This is a genomic window from Companilactobacillus metriopterae (assembly GCF_002762335.1).
GTDB lineage: Bacteria > Bacillota > Bacilli > Lactobacillales > Lactobacillaceae > Companilactobacillus > Companilactobacillus metriopterae.
On the sequence record NZ_CP024610.1, the window covers coordinates 985,940 to 1,004,616 of the forward strand.

18 protein-coding genes are annotated in these 18,677 nt (G+C 32.1%); 13 read left to right on the plus strand and 5 right to left on the minus strand.

Annotated features, from left to right (window positions below; genetic code table 11):
• From hslV to CS873_RS04855, 3 genes are read left to right on the plus strand one after another with little or no spacing between them, the layout of a single operon-like run.
• A complete protein-coding gene (gene hslV, locus CS873_RS04845) occupies positions 1-525 on the plus strand; it encodes an HslVU peptidase proteolytic subunit (protein WP_099974747.1) in 525 nt (174 codons plus the stop codon).
• A gap of 18 nt (positions 526-543) precedes the next feature.
• A complete protein-coding gene (hslU, locus tag CS873_RS04850; protein WP_099974748.1) occupies positions 544-1,989 on the plus strand; it encodes an ATP-dependent protease ATPase subunit HslU in 1,446 nt (481 codons plus the stop codon).
• A 12-nt stretch (positions 1,990-2,001) separates the two neighbouring features.
• Positions 2,002-2,877 carry an aldose 1-epimerase family protein gene (locus CS873_RS04855; protein ID WP_099974749.1) on the plus strand — a complete coding sequence of 292 codons (876 nt, stop codon included), beginning with the start codon at positions 2,002-2,004 and terminating at the stop codon, positions 2,875-2,877.
• A gap of 49 nt (positions 2,878-2,926) precedes the next feature.
• On the opposite strand, the gene plsY is transcribed toward CS873_RS04855, so the two are convergent.
• Entirely contained in the window at positions 2,927-3,541 is a 615-nt protein-coding gene (plsY, locus tag CS873_RS04860) for a glycerol-3-phosphate 1-O-acyltransferase PlsY (RefSeq protein WP_099974750.1), read from the minus strand.
• A gap of 180 nt (positions 3,542-3,721) precedes the next feature.
• Here plsY and parE point away from each other — a divergent pair, with 180 nt between their 5' ends.
• The 5 genes from parE to rbsU all read left to right on the plus strand — a co-directional run bounded on the left by parE (position 3,722) and on the right by rbsU (position 11,210).
• The gene (parE, locus tag CS873_RS04865) at positions 3,722-5,737 is read left to right on the plus strand and encodes a DNA topoisomerase IV subunit B (RefSeq protein WP_281252403.1); all 2,016 of its coding nucleotides are present in this window, start codon (positions 3,722-3,724) and stop codon (positions 5,735-5,737) included.
• Between the two features lies 1 nt (position 5,738).
• Positions 5,739-8,222, plus strand: a complete 2,484-nt coding sequence (parC, locus tag CS873_RS04870) for a DNA topoisomerase IV subunit A (RefSeq protein ID WP_099974752.1) — start codon at positions 5,739-5,741, stop codon at positions 8,220-8,222.
• Between the two features lie 37 nt (positions 8,223-8,259).
• Entirely contained in the window at positions 8,260-9,231 is a 972-nt protein-coding gene (locus CS873_RS04875; protein WP_099974753.1) for a LysR family transcriptional regulator, read from the plus strand.
• A 9-nt stretch (positions 9,232-9,240) separates the two neighbouring features.
• Complete coding sequence (locus CS873_RS04880) at positions 9,241-10,176, plus strand: manganese-dependent inorganic pyrophosphatase (RefSeq protein WP_099974754.1); 936 nt, start codon at positions 9,241-9,243, stop codon at positions 10,174-10,176.
• 140 nt (positions 10,177-10,316) lie between these two features.
• On the plus strand, positions 10,317-11,210 hold the full coding sequence (gene rbsU, locus CS873_RS04885) for a ribose/proton symporter RbsU (RefSeq protein ID WP_099974755.1): 894 nt from the start codon (positions 10,317-10,319) through the stop codon (positions 11,208-11,210).
• Positions 11,211-11,435: 225 nt separating this feature from the next.
• On the opposite strand, the gene CS873_RS04890 is transcribed toward rbsU, so the two are convergent.
• Together CS873_RS04890 and CS873_RS04895 are read right to left on the minus strand one after the other, a co-directional pair.
• Complete coding sequence (locus tag CS873_RS04890; RefSeq protein ID WP_099974756.1) at positions 11,436-11,999, minus strand: LOG family protein; 564 nt, start codon at positions 11,997-11,999, stop codon at positions 11,436-11,438.
• A gap of 18 nt (positions 12,000-12,017) precedes the next feature.
• A complete protein-coding gene (locus tag CS873_RS04895; protein WP_099974757.1) occupies positions 12,018-12,848 on the minus strand; it encodes a site-specific integrase in 831 nt (276 codons plus the stop codon).
• A gap of 53 nt (positions 12,849-12,901) precedes the next feature.
• Here CS873_RS04895 and CS873_RS04900 point away from each other — a divergent pair, with 53 nt between their 5' ends.
• From CS873_RS04900 to CS873_RS04920, 5 genes are all read left to right on the plus strand, one after another.
• Positions 12,902-13,384 (plus strand): methylated-DNA--[protein]-cysteine S-methyltransferase, encoded by a 483-nt coding sequence (locus CS873_RS04900; protein WP_099974758.1) that lies wholly within the window; start codon positions 12,902-12,904, stop codon positions 13,382-13,384.
• Positions 13,385-15,175, plus strand: a complete 1,791-nt coding sequence (gene recQ / locus CS873_RS04905) for a DNA helicase RecQ (protein ID WP_099974759.1) — start codon at positions 13,385-13,387, stop codon at positions 15,173-15,175.
• Between the two features lie 102 nt (positions 15,176-15,277).
• Positions 15,278-15,688 carry a GntR family transcriptional regulator gene (locus tag CS873_RS04910; RefSeq protein WP_099974760.1) on the plus strand — a complete coding sequence of 137 codons (411 nt, stop codon included), beginning with the start codon at positions 15,278-15,280 and terminating at the stop codon, positions 15,686-15,688.
• The gene (locus CS873_RS04915; RefSeq protein WP_099974761.1) at positions 15,648-16,343 is read left to right on the plus strand and encodes an ABC transporter ATP-binding protein; all 696 of its coding nucleotides are present in this window, start codon (positions 15,648-15,650) and stop codon (positions 16,341-16,343) included. Before CS873_RS04910 ends, CS873_RS04915 begins: the two co-directional genes overlap by 41 nt.
• A 13-nt stretch (positions 16,344-16,356) precedes the next feature.
• Entirely contained in the window at positions 16,357-17,124 is a 768-nt protein-coding gene (locus tag CS873_RS04920; RefSeq protein WP_099974762.1) for a hypothetical protein, read from the plus strand.
• 33 nt (positions 17,125-17,157) lie between these two features.
• Here CS873_RS04920 and CS873_RS04925 read toward each other — a convergent pair whose 3' ends face one another.
• Both CS873_RS04925 and CS873_RS04930 read right to left on the minus strand, forming a co-directional pair.
• A complete protein-coding gene (locus CS873_RS04925; RefSeq protein ID WP_179946628.1) occupies positions 17,158-17,592 on the minus strand; it encodes a MarR family winged helix-turn-helix transcriptional regulator in 435 nt (144 codons plus the stop codon).
• A gap of 7 nt (positions 17,593-17,599) precedes the next feature.
• Positions 17,600-18,538, minus strand: coding sequence for a quinone oxidoreductase family protein (locus tag CS873_RS04930; protein ID WP_099974764.1), 939 nt, complete (start codon positions 18,536-18,538; stop codon positions 17,600-17,602).
• Between the last annotated feature and the right edge of the window lie 139 nt (positions 18,539-18,677).

The following is an 18,677-nucleotide window of genomic DNA, read 5'->3' on the forward strand; positions in this document are numbered from 1 at the left end:
ATGACAACAATCGTAGCTGTTAAGCATGACGGACATACTGCAATTGCAGGTGATGGTCAAGTAACAATGAGTGAAAAATTCATCATGAAGGGTACTGCACATAAAGTGCGTCGTATCTTTGATGATCAAGTAGTTATTGGTTTCGCCGGTGGTGTTGCAGATGCAATTACTCTTCAAGACTGGTTAGAAAAGAAACTAAAAGAATATTCAGGTAATTTACAACGTGCTGCTGTTGAATTAGCACAAGATTGGCGTAAAGATCCATCATTACAAAAATTAGAAGCAATGTTGTTAGCTATGAATAAAGAAACATTGTTACTTATTTCTGGTAGTGGTGAAGTTATTGAACCTGATGAAGATGTTGTTGCAATTGGTTCTGGTGGTAACTTTGCACAAGCTGCTGCTATTGGATTACAACGTCATGCAAAAGATATGGATGCAGAAGAAATAGCTGTTGAATCCATCAAAATTGCATCTGAAATTGATATTTTTACAAACAATAATATTATCTCTGACAAATTTTAATTAAAGGAGTCTTAAAATATGACCCAAATGTTAACACCCAAAGAAATCGTTTCAAAACTAGATAATTATATTATCGGTCAAAATGATGCTAAAAAGGCTGTTGCTATTGCTTTGTATAACAGATATCGTCGTATGCAAGTAACTGATAGTCTAAAACAAGAAATTACACCCAAAAATTTACTAATGATTGGACCTACTGGTGTTGGTAAAACAGAAATTGCTAGACGTCTAGCAAAAATTGTTAATGCACCATTTGTCAAAGTTGAAGCGACTAAATTTACTGAAGTTGGATATGTTGGACGAGATGTTGAATCTATGGTTCGTGATCTAGCTGATGTTGCTGTAAAAATGGAAGAAGATGATCGCATTGAAGAGATGAGATCAAAAGTTTCTAAAAAAGTTGATAAAAAATTAGTTAAATTGTTAGTTCCTGGACAAGAAAAGAAACAAAAGAATAATGACAATGGCATGAACTTTGGTGACATGATGTCTATGTTTGGTAACCTACAATCTGGTAATATCGGAGACGTTTTAGGTGGAAACAACGATGACGCCAATGATGACCCTGATAATAATAAAGATGTAACAGATAAGATTAGAAATGAAAGATTATCTGTAAAAGAAAAATTAGATCAAGGCTTACTTGAAGATGAAGAAGTAACAATTGTTGTTGAAGAATCTAAAAAAGCACCAATGAATGATCAAATGAACCAAATGGGTATCGATGTTGGTGAAATGATGGGTGCTATGATGCCTAAAAAAATGATTTCAAGAACATTACCAGTAAGAGAAGCTCGTGAAGTTCTAATTCAACAAGAAGCACAAAAGAATATTGATCATGATGCTGTATATCAAGCAGCTATTGATAGAACTCAAAATAACGGAATTATTTTTATAGATGAGTTTGATAAAATTGCTGGAAATGAGAAGAAGCAATCAGGTGAAGTCTCTCGTGAAGGTGTTCAAAGAGATATTCTTCCAATAGTTGAAGGTTCTCAAATTAATACTAAATACGGTCCTGTAAATACAGATCATATTTTATTTATTGCTTCAGGTGCTTTCGCAGAAAGCAAACCAAGTGATTTGATTGCAGAATTGCAAGGTCGTTTCCCAATTCGTGTTGAATTGAAAGACCTAACAGAAGAAGATTTTGTTCAAATTTTAACTCAACCAAGCAATTCACTTACAAAACAATACGTTGCTCTTACAAGAGCAGATGGTCTAAACTTAACATTTACTCAAGAATCTATTGAAGAAATTGCTAAGGTATCATTTGACTTGAATAATACAAATCAAAATATTGGTGCCAGAAGACTATCAACTGTTTTGGAAAGAATTCTTTCTGAAATCCTATTTGAAGGTCCTGATATGCAAATGGGTGATGTAACAATTACTCAAGAATATGTCCAAGAACGTGTTGGTGAAATTGTATCTGATAGAGATCTTTCAAGATACATTCTATAGGAGACTGATTGAATGGGACTTTATGAAATAAAAAATGATTTTTTAACTGCTAATATTAACTCTCTTGGTGCTGAAGTTTACAGTGTCAAGAATGAATCAGGAACTGAATTTATTTGGCAAGCAGAGCAGGATGTATGGGGACGCCATGCACCTATTCTCTTTCCAATTGTTGGACGTTTGAAAGATGATTACTACAAAGTAGACGGTAATGATTATCAAATGGGACAACATGGTTTTGCTAGAGATAGAGAGTTTGAAGTTACATCTCAAACAGAAACAATGCTGGAATTTACACTTGAATATGATGATGAATCACTTACAAGTTATCATTATAAATTTAGTTTGAAAGTAGTCTATCAATTAATTAAAGATAGTTTACAAATTAGCTATTTGGTTGATTCACTTGAATCAGAAAAAATTATGAATTTTTCTGTTGGGGCTCATCCAGGATTTAATATACCTTTTGATAATCAGTTAGAATATGAAGATTATCAAATCAAATTAGAACCACAAGAAACTCTTAATCGTATTCCACTAAAAGAATCTAATATTGATTTAAGCAAGGAATTTAGTGTTGATAATCAAAATGAACACTTAACTCATGATTTATTTAAAAATGATGCTATAATCTATCGTTTAAATAATCCACTAGTAATTTCAATTTCTTCAGAACAATCAGAACATTCAATTACTTTGGATACTGGAAATGCTAAGTTTGTTGGATTATGGTCACAATATCCTAGTGAAGGTAACTTTGTATGTATTGAACCTTGGTGGGGGATAGCAGATAAAGTAGATACTGATCACAATTTTGAAACTAAGTATGGTATTAACAAATTGAATCCAAAAGAAAGATTCGAAGCTTATTACAGTATTTCGTTCAAATAAAAACATCCTACACAATTTGTGTAGGATGTTTTTCTATATATTCAGAATATTATTTATTTTGTTGTTGTTTTTTATATCTAAGTCCAATAGGTACCAAATTCTCAGTACCGTTGAGAAGTCTTTTTATATTTGGTATATGTCTAATGTAAACAATAACCGCAACAATACATGCAGCTGTCGATAATACCCAATCGTGCATGAAGAAAGTTGATATGGCAAAAACTAGAACGGTAACTAAACTTGCCACACTTACCATACTTGTAAGATAAACAATTGAAGCTAAACATATAAAACAAATTAAAAATAATATTGGACTGTATGCCAATAATATTCCAGCACTTGTTGCAACAGCTTTACCACCACGAAACTTCAAAAATATAGAGAAAACATGTCCAATAACAGCAAAAATACCTACAAATAAAATGAGATAATGATCTAAACCAAAGAAAGTTGGCATTAAAGCACCAAGTGTTCCTTTAAGAATATCCATAATTAAAACTGATGTACCAGCTACTGGCCCGAAAACTCTATAGGTATTTGTTGTGCCGACGTTTCCACTACCATAGTCGAAAATATTTTTTTTGAAAAAGATTTTGCCAACGAGGTATGCAGAAGGGAATGAACCAACTAAATATGCCAAAATAATAGATATAAAAAGTTTCATAAAATTTCACATTCTTTTCTTCGTATTTTTAATAAATAAAAGCAATTAAAACTTATCCTATACATTATCTAATAAATCTCCAAAAATTAAAAGATAAGACTTAACTTATAGGAATATAGATGAGAACCTCTGGAAAGTGTTATAATCTTAAGATATGTAAAAAAAATTTAACAAAAAGGAATGAGTGAAATGCCTAAATCATCTTATGATGACTCGTCAATTCAAATTCTAGAGGGCCTTGAGGCTGTTAGAAAAAGACCTGGTATGTATATCGGATCAACAGATTATCGTGGTTTGCATCATCTAGTTTATGAAATAGTTGATAATGCAGTTGATGAAGCATTATCGGGCTTTGGTGACGAAATCAATGTAACAATTAACAAAGATAACAGTATTACAGTAGTTGACCATGGCCGTGGAATGCCTACAGGAATGCACTCTTCTGGAAAACCAACAATTGAAGTAATTTTAACTGTACTTCATGCAGGTGGTAAATTTTCAGAAAATTCTTATAAAACTTCCGGTGGTCTACATGGGGTTGGTTCATCAGTAGTTAATGCATTATCTGAATGGATGACTGTTAGAGTTGTCCGTGATGGACAAGTTTATGAAGAAAGATTTGAAAATGGTGGACATCCTGTAGGAACTTTGAAGAATACTGGAACCACTAAAGAATCTAATGGAACCACTATTAGTTTTAAACCTGATCCAGAAATTTTTCAAACTATAAAATATAACTATGATACTTTAGCTGAAAGATTAAGAGAATCAGCATTTTTACTTAAGGGTGTAAAGTTTACAATTACCGATAAACGTGGAGAAGAAGACAAGACCGAAGTCTTTTATTACGAAGATGGTATTCAATCTTTTGTTAAATATCTAAACGAAGATAAAGATACTATCGGTGGAATTTTCTACATTGAAGGAACAAATAGTGATATTGAAATAGAATTTTCTGGTCAATATAATGACGGATACTCGGAAAATGTTATCTCATTTGTTAATAACGTTCGTACTGTGGACGGTGGAACACACGAAGCCGGTATGAAATCAGGTCTTACCAAAGCATTTAATGACTATGCGCGAAAGATCGGACTTTTAAAGGAAAATAGTAAAAATTTAGAGGGTACTGATATTCGAGAAGGATTATCAGCTATAATTTCTGTCAGAATTCCTGAAGAATTATTACAATTTGAAGGTCAAACAAAGGGTAAACTAGGAACACCTCAAGCAAGATCAGCAGTTGATCAACTAGTTTACGAACAAATGAATTTCTTCTTGATGGAAAATGGTGAACAAGCACAAACACTTGTTAAAAAAGCTATCAAAGCACGTGAAGCACGTGAAGCTGCACGAAAAGCACGTGAGAATTCACGTAATGGAAAGAAAAACAAAAAAAATGATGGATTACTATCAGGTAAACTAACACCTGCACAGTCTAAAAATTCATCTTTAAATGAATTGTTTCTTGTCGAGGGTGATTCTGCCGGAGGTTCAGCAAAACAGGGTAGAGACCGTAAATTTCAAGCTATTTTGCCATTGAGAGGTAAGGTATTAAACACTCAGAAAGCAAAATTAGAAGATATCTACAAAAACGAAGAAATTAATACAATGATTTATACAATTGGTGCCGGTGTAGGTGCTGAATTTAATCTTGAAAATAGAAATTATGACAAAGTTATTATCATGACCGATGCCGATGATGATGGATCTCATATTCAAATTTTGTTACTTACATTTTTCTATAGATATATGAGACCACTAGTTGAAGCTGGACATGTATATATTGCTTTACCACCTCTATATAAACTTCAAAAGGGTAGAGGTGCAAAACAAGTTATCGATTATGCATGGACTCCTGATGAATTAAAAGAGGGTATTAAAAAAATCGGTAAGGGTTATGACCTTCAAAGATTTAAAGGACTGGGTGAAATGAATGCTGACCAGTTATGGAATACTACAATGGATCCGGAAACAAGAATGTTAATTCGTGTAAATATTGATGATGCAGCTCTTGCCGAAAGACGAGTTACAACACTAATGGGTGACAAAGTTCAGCCTAGACGTGATTGGATTGAAAAAAATGTTAGATTTAATGGTAGTGAAGAAGGGGATAATATTCTTGAAAAGGTTGATGAATCCACTGACTCTACTATTGAATTAGATGATCTATTGAATAAGGAAGAGGGTGAATAATTTGGCAAATGGTACTCCTAAAATTCAAGATCTTTCTTTAGAAAAAATTATGGGAGATCGATACGAAAGATATTCACGATCAATTATTCAAGAGCGTGCTCTTCCTGATATTCGTGATGGTCTAAAACCTGTTCAACGTAGAATTTTATATTCTATGAATCTTGATGGGAACACCTTTGAAAAGAGTTTTAGAAAGTCTGCCAAAGGTGTTGGTAATGTCATGGGTAATTTTCATCCCCATGGTGATTCATCAATTTACGAAGCAATGGTTAGATTATCTCAAGATTGGAAGTTGCGTAATCCATTAATCGAGATGCATGGTAACAATGGATCAATGGACGGAGATCCACCTGCCGCTATGCGATATACTGAAGCCCGATTAAGTAAAATATCAGCAGAAATGTTAAGAGATATCAACAAAGATACTGTTGATGAGGAATGGAATTTTGATGATACAGAAAAAGAACCTAAAGTTCTTCCTGCAAGATTCCCCAATTTACTTGTAAACGGTGCAACAGGAATTTCTGCTGGTTATGCTACTGAAATTCCACCTCATAATTTGGTAGAGGTTATCGATGCTACTATCAAATTAATTGAAAATCCAGATTCTACTCTTGATGATTTAATGAGGATTGTCAAAGGTCCAGATTTTCCAACTGGTGGTATTTTACAGGGTGCTAAAGGTATAAGAGACGCCTATGAAACCGGACGTGGAAAAGTTTACTTGAGATCAAAAACATCTATTGAAAATTTGAGAGGTCACAAATCTCAAATAGTTATCTCTGAAATACCCTATGAAGTTAATAAAGCTATTTTAGTTAAAAAAATGGATGAAATTAGAGTTCTAAAAAAGGTTGATGGTATTGCTGAGGTTCGTGATGAAAGTGATCGTCAGGGACTATCAATTGTAGTTGAATTGAAGAAAGATGTTGATTCACAAGGTATTTTGAACTATTTGTTCAAAAATACTGATTTACAAATCTCATATAACTTCAATATGGTTGCAATTGCCGATATGCGTCCTCAACAAGTTGGTTTAATGAAAATTTTGACTGAGTATATAAAACATCAAGAAGATGTTGTACTTAGAAGAAGTAAATTTGATTTGAACAAGGCACAAGCAAGAATTCATATTGTGGAAGGTCTCATTAAAGCATTATCAATCTTAGATCAAGTCATTAAAACAATTAGAGCAAGTAAAAATAAATCAGATGCTAAAAATAATTTAGTTAAAGAATATGATTTTACTGAACCACAGGCAGAAGCTATTGTTTCATTACAACTTTATCGTTTAACAAATACTGATGTGACTGAGTTACGTTCAGAATTTGATGATCTTCAAAAGAGAATTAGCTACTTAAACGAAATTATAAACAATCATGATAAGTTGATGTCTGTCATTAAAGATGAACTTACTGAAGTTAAGAAAACTTATGGTAATCCCAGAAGAACTAAGATTGAATCTAAAGTATCTGAAATTGAAGTTGATACTAGTGTACTAATACCTAGTGAGGAAATCAGACTTCTTGTAAGTCACAATGGATATATCAAGCGTAGTAGCCAACGATCGTATCAAGCTTCTTTTGAATCTGGTAACGGATTGAAAGACGAAGATTATGAAGTAATGAATGTTGAAGCTAATACAAGAGATCACTTATTCATGTTCACTGACAAGGGTAATTTAGTTTATCGCCAGGTCTATGAGGTTGAAGATACTAAGTGGAAAGATACTGGTTCACATTTGTCTCAAGAAGTAGGATTATCGACGGATGAATCTGTTATTAAATCGTTTGTTTTTAAGGATTTAGAACAAAAGGGAACTTTCTTAATAGGTACAAATGAAAATACTATTAAACAAGTTGCATTTTCTGATCTATTACCAGGTAGAACTTATAAATCCAAAGCAAGTAAGTATGCTAAATTAAAATCTCTTGATAATTCCGTTATCGATATTAATTATATTGAACCTGATAAACAAGAACGTTTAATCTATGTATTTACTGAAAAATCATATGCATCCTCGTTTCCTATTTCGGAAGTACCTGTAGTAGGAAGCAAGGCTGCTGGTGTGAAATTTGTAAGCTTAAAAGATGACGACGAATTAGTGAGTTACTTTGTCAGTTCAAATGATGCAGATATAATTGCATTACTAACACAGCGTGGTTCTTACAAACAGATGAAGCTTCAGGAAATACCAACAACCAGTCGTGCTCGTCGAGGAGTACTAACTCTAAGGGAACTAAAACGGGATCCACATCGTATTAAACTAGTAACAAATGTAAATAAGAGTCAAAATCTAATAATTGAGACTGACTTACAAAATGAAATAAATATAGATTTATCAGAACATCCATTGGTAGATAGATATTCTAATGGTTCATTCATTATGGACATTGAATCAGATGGAAATCCATTGAGATTTATGAAGATTGATAGAGATGATCCTATATCCGAGATACCATCTCAGGAACAAAATTTATTTTAATTATTAAATCTTTTTATACCCCAGGAGGATTTGTCTATTGCTAGACGAAAATGCTAGAAGAGTCTTTAGTTCCAAAGCTTTAAATTATTTTGATGAGTTGACGAAGAACATGAGTTACACAAAGACAGCTCAATCATTAGGGATTACACAGCCTGCTTTGACTCAACAAATCAAAAAGATAGAAAAAGTTGTTGGAGCACCTTTATTCTATAGTATGGGAAAACAAATTTATCTTACAGATGCTGGGGAAACATTGCTTAAGTCAACACATGAAATGTTTGATTTAATCAATGATGTCACTGTTAAGATACAACAGGATTCAAACTCTAAATCAGGTATTATAAGAATTGGTATATTATCGACAATTGCATCATCTGTAGTTGATGATTTTATTGTTTATTACAACAAAATTAATCCTGATATTGAATTGGATTTGCTTTCTTTAAGTAGAAATGAACTTTGGGATAACATGCAAAATAATAAAATTGATCTTGCTATCATGTACCTTCCTGAGAAAAACATTAAAAACTGGAAGCATTTTAGAACGCATAAAATTATGGATGATAAAATTATGCTGATTCATAATGATGATAGATTGAAAGACAAGAAATCTGTAACTTATAAAGAAGCTATAAAGTTACCATGGGCATCATATTTAGAAGGTTATTATATTTCGGATTTAATTATAAATAGTTTTACTAATTCATTAGTTGATTTGCCTCAAGTTGTTGCTAGATTTTCATCGCCATACCAACTACTAAAATTTACAGATAGAACTGAAAATGTGTATACAGCTCTTCCTGAGAGCTTCTGTTTAGGTCATCTGACAAAAAATACTAATTTATATCAAGTAGCACTTGAACCTAACATATCATTTGAATTATCATTTGTTTATAAAGAAAACAAGGAAAAAATTGGAAAAATTAAGGATATATATAGCGAGTGGGAAAAATTCTTACTTGAAGAAAGCTATCAAAATAGACTTATTTCATCCAGCCTTGTTGTATAGGAGAATATTATGACTAAAGAAAAACAATTTGTATTTGGACACAGTAATCCTGATACTGATGCAGTAGTTGCAGCAATTGCATACTCATACCTTTCAAATCAATTGGGATATAACACTGAAGCCATTGCTCTAGGTGAACCAAATGAAGAAACAAAATTTGTATTCGATAAATTTGGTTATGAATATCCAAGAGTTATGAACTCAACTAATGGTGAAGTTTCTAGTGTTATGCTAGTTGATCACAATGAATTCCAACAAAGTATTGATGACATTGCTGATATGGAAATTACACATGTTGTTGATCATCACAGAATTTCAAACTTTGAAACAGCTAATCCATTGTTCTATCGTGCAGAACCACTTGGTTGTACAAGTACAATATTATGGAAAATGTTTGTTGAACAGTCTGTTGAAATTCCAGCTCAAATAGCATCATTGATGTTATCAGCTATAATTTCAGATACATTACTTCTTAAATCACCAACAACCACAGATCAAGACGCTACTGCAATGAAGAGCTTGGCTGAAATTGCTGGTATTGATTATGAAACTTATGGTCTAGAAATGCTTAAAGCAGGAACAAATTTGGATAGTAAATCTACTAAAGAGCTAATTAATATGGATGCTAAAACTTTCGATATGAAAGGTAACAATGTCCGAGTAGCTCAAGTGAATACTGTCGATGTTAATGATACTCTTACTAGAGAATCAGATTTCGTAAATGATATCCAAAGTGAAATTGCTAGTGAAAATTACAATTTATTCATTCTTTTGATAACTAATATTCTTACAAGTGATACAACTGGATTGATTCTTGGAGATGATTCAGCCATTGCTGTATTTGAAAAAGCCTTGAATACTAAGGTTTCTGACAACAAAGCTTCACTTCCAGGAGTTGTCTCACGTAAAAAACAAGTTGTTCCTCCTCTAAATGAAGCATTTTAACAAAAAAGAAAGTTATTGTAAGATTTTCTTGAAAACGCTATCTTACTAACGTATAATAACTTTTGTTAATAAAAACTGCTAGTTTGTTAACTAGCAGTTTTTTTATTTAATCAAATGATCTATAGAGGGAGTACTATATTATGAATATAACTAATATCTTAATTGGATTAATTCCAGTTATTGGCTGGGGATTTTTCCCAGTATTGACAGGTATTTTTGGAGGAAAACCTGTTAACCAAATTATGGGTGCTACATATGGTACATTGATTGCATCAATTATTGTTGCACTTGTTACACAAACACCAATACTAACAGGAAAAGAATTCCTATTTACATTCTTGTCTGGTGTTTCATGGGCATCTGCACAAATTCTTGTATTCTATGCATTTACAAAAATGGGTGTTTCAAGAACAATGCCTATTTCAACGGGATTTCAATTAATTGGAGCATCTTTATGGGGTGTTTTCGTACTAGGAAATTGGGGATCTGCAGTATCTAAAATTGCAGGATTTTCTGCAATTATCTTGATCATCGTAGGTGTTTGGTTGACAACATATAGTGAAAAGAAAGATAACAGTGAATCAAATAGCTCAGATATCATGGTTGGTCTAATTCTTGTATTAGTTGCTGAAATTGGATATCTTGCATACTCTGCCTTCCCACAAGCAGTTGAAGTAAAAGGGTTTGAAGCATTCTTCCCACAAGCATTGGGTATGGCAGTAGTTGCTACAATCTTTGCATTTGCAACAAAAGACAACAGAGTATCAAGACCATTTACAACAAAGAGTTCATATACTAATATCATTAGTGGTTTCTTCTTTGCTCTTGCAGCACTATCTTATCTAGTATCAGCTCGTCCAGAAGTTAATGGACTGGCTACTGGATTTACATTGTCACAAATGAGTGTTATTGTAGCTACTCTTGGTGGTATCTACATCCTTCACGAAAAGAAAACAAACAAAGAAATGGTTTATATCATTTCTGGTTTACTTCTTGTAGTTGTAGCTGGTGTTGTAACAGCATTTTTAAAATAATTTCAAAAGCAAAAAGCACATCGGAAAATTCGATGTGCTTTTTTGTTAGGGTTATATATTATGATATATAGTTCTTAAAAGTACGTGTTATAAAATTGGAGGATTTTACACATAAATACTTTCAATATTTACATTGCATCTAAGTCAAATAGTCATTAGCTATTCAACAAACTCAATATAACGCGATTTTACTTAGTCGTAAAATGGTTAGCATAAAATATAATTTTAATAATGGCTACTACGAATAGGTTTATAATTCTCTATATATTCTCCAATTTCATCCAAGGATTCAGAAAATAGGATAGAGTCTCTGTCAGATTGTTTCAAAAAACCATCAGTCACCATTTGATCATAAAAATGTTTTAAATGATCATAATATCCATCAATATTATAAAAAATTGATGGTCGACTGTCTTCTCCGATAATTGCCCATGAGAATGTTTGAGAGATTTCTTCCAATGTACCAGGTCCTCCGGGTAAGGCGATACTAGCCATTGAATCTTTCATCATCATATATTTTCGAATGTCCATATTATCAACGATGTCCAATTGAGAAATCTTGCTGTTAGCTAATTCCACATTAGATAGATTTTGGGTAATAATGCCATGAGCATAACCACCACTAGCCATTACACTACGAGATACAACTCCCATCAATCCAGCGTTACCGCCGCCGTATGTTAATCCGTAGCCATTTTTGACCATCCATTCACCAAGTTCGGTTGCCAAATCTACGTATTTTTGATTGTTTCCGATAGATGAACTACAATATACTGCAATACTTTTCATAGTTTAATGCTTCTTTCTCTAAAATTTATATTTATTTTCACGATATAGCCGACTATAGTAGATAAAAGACGATTCCGACAAATGGGATATTTTGTATTGTTGAAATTCATCAGGATTTTTTTGACCAAGTGATACAATTATTGATGCTGAATTTAGTTTTTTGATTGAAAGATCCATATCTAAGATATCAGAATCAGTTTTCAAATCACGATATAATGACTGAACCTGTAATAAAGATGATTTAGCAGAAAAATTACGGCTTAAAAAAAGATTATTATCTTTCCAGTAGTCTGAATATGGTTTAATATAATTCTTATACTCATTTAAAAATTTTAGTTCAAAGTCAACAAATTGCAACTTTAAGAATTTACGATAGAAATTAATTTCTAGAGCCTCTTCATATGTAAATCCCTTAATTAAACAGAGGATAAGAAGTCTTGTGTAAACCTTCAAATCAGTTCTGTTCAAATACAAATAGGGGTGTTCAAAGATGTCTAAAGGTAGATCATCTGCTTTTTTTAGTGGAACACTTTTGATAAATAAGCTTGGTATTTGATTAGTTACTTTTATAGAGTATAAATATTTAAAATATACATTGAGGTTACTGATGACTTTATTAACGGTAGTAGGGCTGTAATCTAATATATTGAGTAGATATTCTTTGAACTCTTTAATATTGAGTTCATCAATATCATTTAAATTGTTCGATTGTGAAAAACCAGGATTATTAACTTTCTCATAGTTTAAAAAATTACTTAATGAGTTAAGATATTCTGTTTTAGCTCGTTCGCTAATATTTCGACCATTAAGGTAAATTTTGAATGATTCCCAATGTGGAATTTGAGTCATGGCTACCTCCGATTACATTGATTATTATACAATAACGAATGGATGTGGGATAAATGAATATTTATTTCGATAGTTTAAATTACAATAATAATAAATACTTTATCTGTGCTACTGATAATGGGATAAATTTTATAGGATCACCCAATCAAGAATTAGAAGAAGTACTAAATTTTTATCCAGAAGCTAATTTAACTCATAGAAAGTTAGAAAGAGAAAAACAAGAGATTTCAGAGTATCTTGCTGGTGAGAGGAAGCAATTCGATTTACCAATTGATCTGGCGGGAACAGAATTTCAAATGAAAGTTTGGAATGCTATAAGGTCAATACCATATGGAAAAACTACTACTTATCTAGAAATTGCCAATATGATTAATAATCCAAAAGCAATTAGAGCAGTTGGAACTGCAGTGGGAAGAAATCCAATACTAATGATTATTCCTTGCCATAGAGTTATAAGAACCGACTGTAAAGATAGTGGATATCGTGGTGGATTAGCAATGAAGAAAGAATTATTAATCTTAGAAAAAAGGGGTTAGATGTTGGAACCTGAACAAATACTAAAAACAAATTTTGGTTACGATCAATTTCGAACAGGTCAATTAGAGATCATAAACCGAGTTATGGCAGGCAAGAGGACAATAGGTATTATGCCGACTGGCGGTGGAAAATCAGTTTGCTATCAAATACCTGCTCTGATGTTTTCTGGTATTACATTAGTCATATCACCCTTAATTTCATTAATGAAAGACCAAGTAGACGGTCTAAATGAAATGAATATACCTGCCACTTTTTTTAACAGTACCTTAGATTATATAGATATGTCAGAGAGAATGAGATACGTTGAAAGTGGTGCTGTAAAACTTATCTATGCAGCACCTGAGCGCATTGAGAATACCGATTTCTATGGTTGGCTGTCTAGTCTGCCTATTGATTTAGTTGCTATCGATGAAGCCCACGTTCTATCTTCATGGGGGCATGATTTTCGACCTAGTTATCTGGCTATGGTTAATTTAATAAATCAATTACCTGCACAACCAAATGTATTAGCATTGACTGCTACAGCTACAAATAGCGTTCAAACTGACTTGGCACATACATTAAATGTTAGTGATGATAATATTATAACTACAGGATTTGAAAGAGATAATCTTGCATTAACTGTAGAAAAATCAGTAAGAAAACTGCCTTATATATTGAGATATGCTAAAGAACACAAAGATCAATCTGGTATTGTGTACGTCGGTCGCAGAAAAGATGTCGATCGAATTTATGAATACTTAAATGATCACGGGATAAAGGCGGGGAAGTATCACGCCGGAATGAGTGATGAAGATCGTAAGAATGAGCAAGAAAGATTCTTGTTTGACGAAGTTGACGTCATCATTGCAACTAATGCTTTTGGCATGGGAATCAATAAAACCAATGTTAGATATGTGATTCATTATTCTATGCCTGGCACTATTGAGAATTACTATCAAGAAATAGGAAGAGCGGGTAGAGATGGATTACCATCAGAAGCTGTTTTATTATATTCACCAGCAGATATTCATCTTCATTTATTCTTTATTGAAAAATCAGAGGCAGATGAAGAATATAAGCAGAGTTTGAACAATAAACTTCAAAATATGAATCAATTAGCTACAACTGAGATGTGCTTAATGAAGTATATTTTGCAGTATTTTGGTGAAACTAATTATGATAAATGTGGCAAATGCAGTAATTGCACTGATGTACGCGAATCAATTGATGTGACTAAAACCACTCAAATGGTTCTTAGCTGCATCATAAGAATGGATCAAAGTTATGGTAAAAAATCAGTAGCGAGAGTTCTGGTGGGAAAACACTCTTTAAACAAGAATGCTCGAGATTTTAGTCATTTATCAACTTATGGGTTATTAAAAGATAAAAGTTTAAAAGAAGTAGAAGAATTTATTGACTATGCTCTTTCGTCGAATTACATTGAGATGACTTCAGACCAATATCCAGTTTTGAAGGTTACTCAAGAAGGGTTAGAAATACTAAAATCAAATAAGAAAACCTATAAGAAGGTATCCAAAAAAGCACCTGCGGTTAATAATATTAAAATTGCTGATGGAACATTTGATGAGGGATTATTCCAAGAGTTACGGCGTATAAGATTGACCATAGCTCACGCACAGGATATACCACCATTTGTTATATTCTCTGATAATACACTTAAAGAAATGGCACAAAAACAGCCAGTTTCTTCATCACAATTTTTAGAAATATCTGGTGTTGGTGATGCTAAATTAGATAGGTACGGAAAGAGATTCATGGAAGTTATTTCTGAATATGTTTCTGCATAGAAAAATCCTGACAAAAATTGTTGGGATTTTTTTATATTAAAATATTGACAACTTCATAATCACTGTTATAGTTAAGTAGTACACTAGAACGGAGGAACGATAATGGAATTCAAAGATAATATTCCCATATATCTCCAAATCGAGGATTTGATTCGTAATAATATTGTTAATAATGAATATCATTTAGGTGACAAAATTCCATCAGTAAGAGAATTGTCACTCGAATTATCAGTAAACATAAATACCGTGCAAAAAGCGATCTCAAATTTAGTAGATGATGGAATAGTAATCACTAAAAGAGGGCAGGGTAATTTTGTAACTGAAGATGTTTCAGTTATTGATAAGCTTAGAGATGATCAAATCCACGAGATTGTAGAAGAAATGTATTATGCATTATCTGCATTAAACTTAGATAATGATCAAATAATTTCAAAAGTAAAAACTTATATAGAAAAAAAGGGGGAATTAAAAAATGGAAAACGTAATAGAAATAAAGGATTTATCATACAGTAAGGTAACCAAAAAGATTCTTGAAGATGTCAACTTGAATATAGATAGTGGAAAAATTGTTGGATTAATCGGTGAAAATGGGGCAGGTAAGACTACACTGATGCGTATCATGGCCGGTTCATTACCCAACTATACTGGAGATGTAATACTATCCAGTGAAAAAATCATTGAAATGAAAAAACAAAAAGTTAGCTATAGCTATACTTTAGAAGGATTTTCTAAAGGTACTAGAATTAAAACAATTTTAGATTACTATTCTACAGTTTATGCTGATTTTTCAAATGAAAGATATCAAGAAATTGCAAAATTCTTGGATATTGATGATTCTAATAAATTATCTCAACTTTCAAAAGGTATGAAAGAAAAATTTGTCATTGCACTGACTTTGGCAAGAAAAGTTCCTATCTATCTTTTAGATGAACCATTCAGTGGTATTGATAGCATGAGCCGCAAAAAGATAATTAATAGTATTTTAGGGTGGGTAGACGATGATTCTATTGTTATTATTAGTAGTCATCATATTGAAGAAATTGCCAATATTTTAGATGAAATTGTTTTAATTAAGGATGAAAAAATTATTGCGCACGAATCAACAGAAGACATTCGTGAAAAGAAAAATATGAGTATTGAAGATTATTATGAAAGTTTTTACATGTAGGAGGGGATAAAAAATGACAAGTCATTCAACAATGTTCAAAGCACTATTTAAGCAAAAAATGAGATACACAGGCACTGTGGGTATTTTATGGGTATTAGGAACAATAGTAATGTCACTATTTGCAATTGGCAGTAGCGATAATATAATAAATACGATTACAGCTATTGCGGCTTCATGGGGAAGTCTTTTACTAACATTTGGAATATTAATTGGTTTAACTTTTGCCGATTATGGAATATTTAATAACAATAGATATAGATTAGTTCCAATTTCAGATTCAAAATTGTACTTAGCTAATATTGAATCAAGTATTTTGGCAATGATAATTAGTTTTGCTGTATATCTTTTTGGACTTGCATTATTACAAGCACATCCAGTAATAGAAGCTATGAATCAAGTTATTAAAGAAATGCCAAATATACCTGGAGATGCATACCTAGCACTTATTCTTAGTCTATTGATAATTGCACTTAATGTTGTATTTTTTGTTAGTATTGTAGACTTTTTGATTATGGGATCACTTTATTTTTCTCATTTTGTTGCTGATAGATATCAAAAAGTAGCAAGATTTGGACTTTTTGTAATTCTTGCAATTGTTTGTTCTTATTTATTCGACAGTGCAACTACACTAGTTAACAATTATTCAAACTTTTTTGACTTTTTAAGTAATCAAGGAAGTTTACAAGGTCTTTCTATTTGGTTGTTAATAACAATAGCTTTTGTTGCAGTATTTGTTGTAATAGATATCTATGTTCTACCACATATAGAAGCTGATAAATAAAAAACATATGGATGAAATTCCATATGTTTTTTATTATTTAAATTTATCTAATTCATTAGTCAAATGATCCAAGCTATGAAGAAGAACTTGTTTTTCTTCGTCAGACCAATCGGATAGAGCTTCTTTAATAATAGAGGTACGGGCATCGCTAATTTGTTTATTAAGTTTATTACCTTCCTCGGTTAGTGTAGATATTCTAACGCGTGAATCCTTCAGGGAAGGAGAGGAAGTAACTAGATTTGAATTTTCTAATTTATCTATCTGTCTACTAACACTTGAATAATTTTTTCCAACAATATTGGCAATTTCACTTACACTTATTGGTTGTTTTCTTGCAATTGCTGAAAAAATTGGAAAAGCTGGTGCTTCTAATTTAACATTTGCACTATTAAGTAGTTTTTTGTCATTTTGAGGATTATTAAAGAACCCCACTAGATTTATGAGTGTATTAAATATTTGATTATCCATAATGTAGCTATTTTACCACAATTACAGCACGGGGATTATTAGGTGCAGACCAAGCCTCTTCAATTTGTTCAATTGAAAATTTAGAAGTAGGGACGGTAATATTATTATTTCCTGCCCAATCAAATAACTCAGAAATAGAAATAAATAAATCTTTCATAGAAACACTGCGGACACCACTTCCTAGTATTTCTATCATCGATGATCGTAATAGAGTTGATGGAAGATTGATTTCTGTTTCTCCTGAAGCAGTACCTATGCTAACAAATTTTGTTGATTTGCCTGAACTTGCAATGGCAATTAATTTCATAATTGATAAGGAACTTTCTCCCCATAAATAATCTAGAACAATATCTATGGAGTTATCAGATAAAATTTTATTTAAATCATTCTCAAAATTATTTCCAATAACAGCGTAACCATCAGCATCCAATTTATTTAACTTATCTTCGTTTCGACCAGAAATAAATACTTTTTTCGCTCCCAATTCTCTAGCTACTTTTATTGCAAGAGAACCTGCTACACCTGTAGCACCATTAATAAGGACAACTTGACCTGCTTTTATTTGTGCACGATATTTCAATGCAGCCCATGAGGACATTCCAGGATTAGCAATTGCTGCGGCAGTTACTTCGTCTAAATTATCTGGAATAGGTAATATCAATTTCTCATTTACTAAAGTTTGTTCAGAAATGCTACCGTATGGTTTTTCTGTTTTGCCGAAATATACTCGTGTACCATCTTCAAGAGTACCAACACCATCCGTTCCAGCAATTAATGGGAATACATTGGTTGAAGAGTAGTGCTTTCCCATAGAGGAAGATTTTGAAAAATTACTCAAAGCTGAAGTAGTAATATTTACTATCTTAAAATTATCTTTGCTTTCTGGATTTTTAAAATCACCTAAAGTGGGAATTGTATTTTGTTCTTTTATTATTGCAGCTTTCATATTATACCTTCTTTATATATATTGGTGCAGTTTGCACTTATTTATAAAAAGAGAATAACATATAAATGTGCAAAGTGCACTGTTTTTTTACTTTAATTTTTTAATGATTAGTGTCATTCTATTAATTATAAGGGGGATT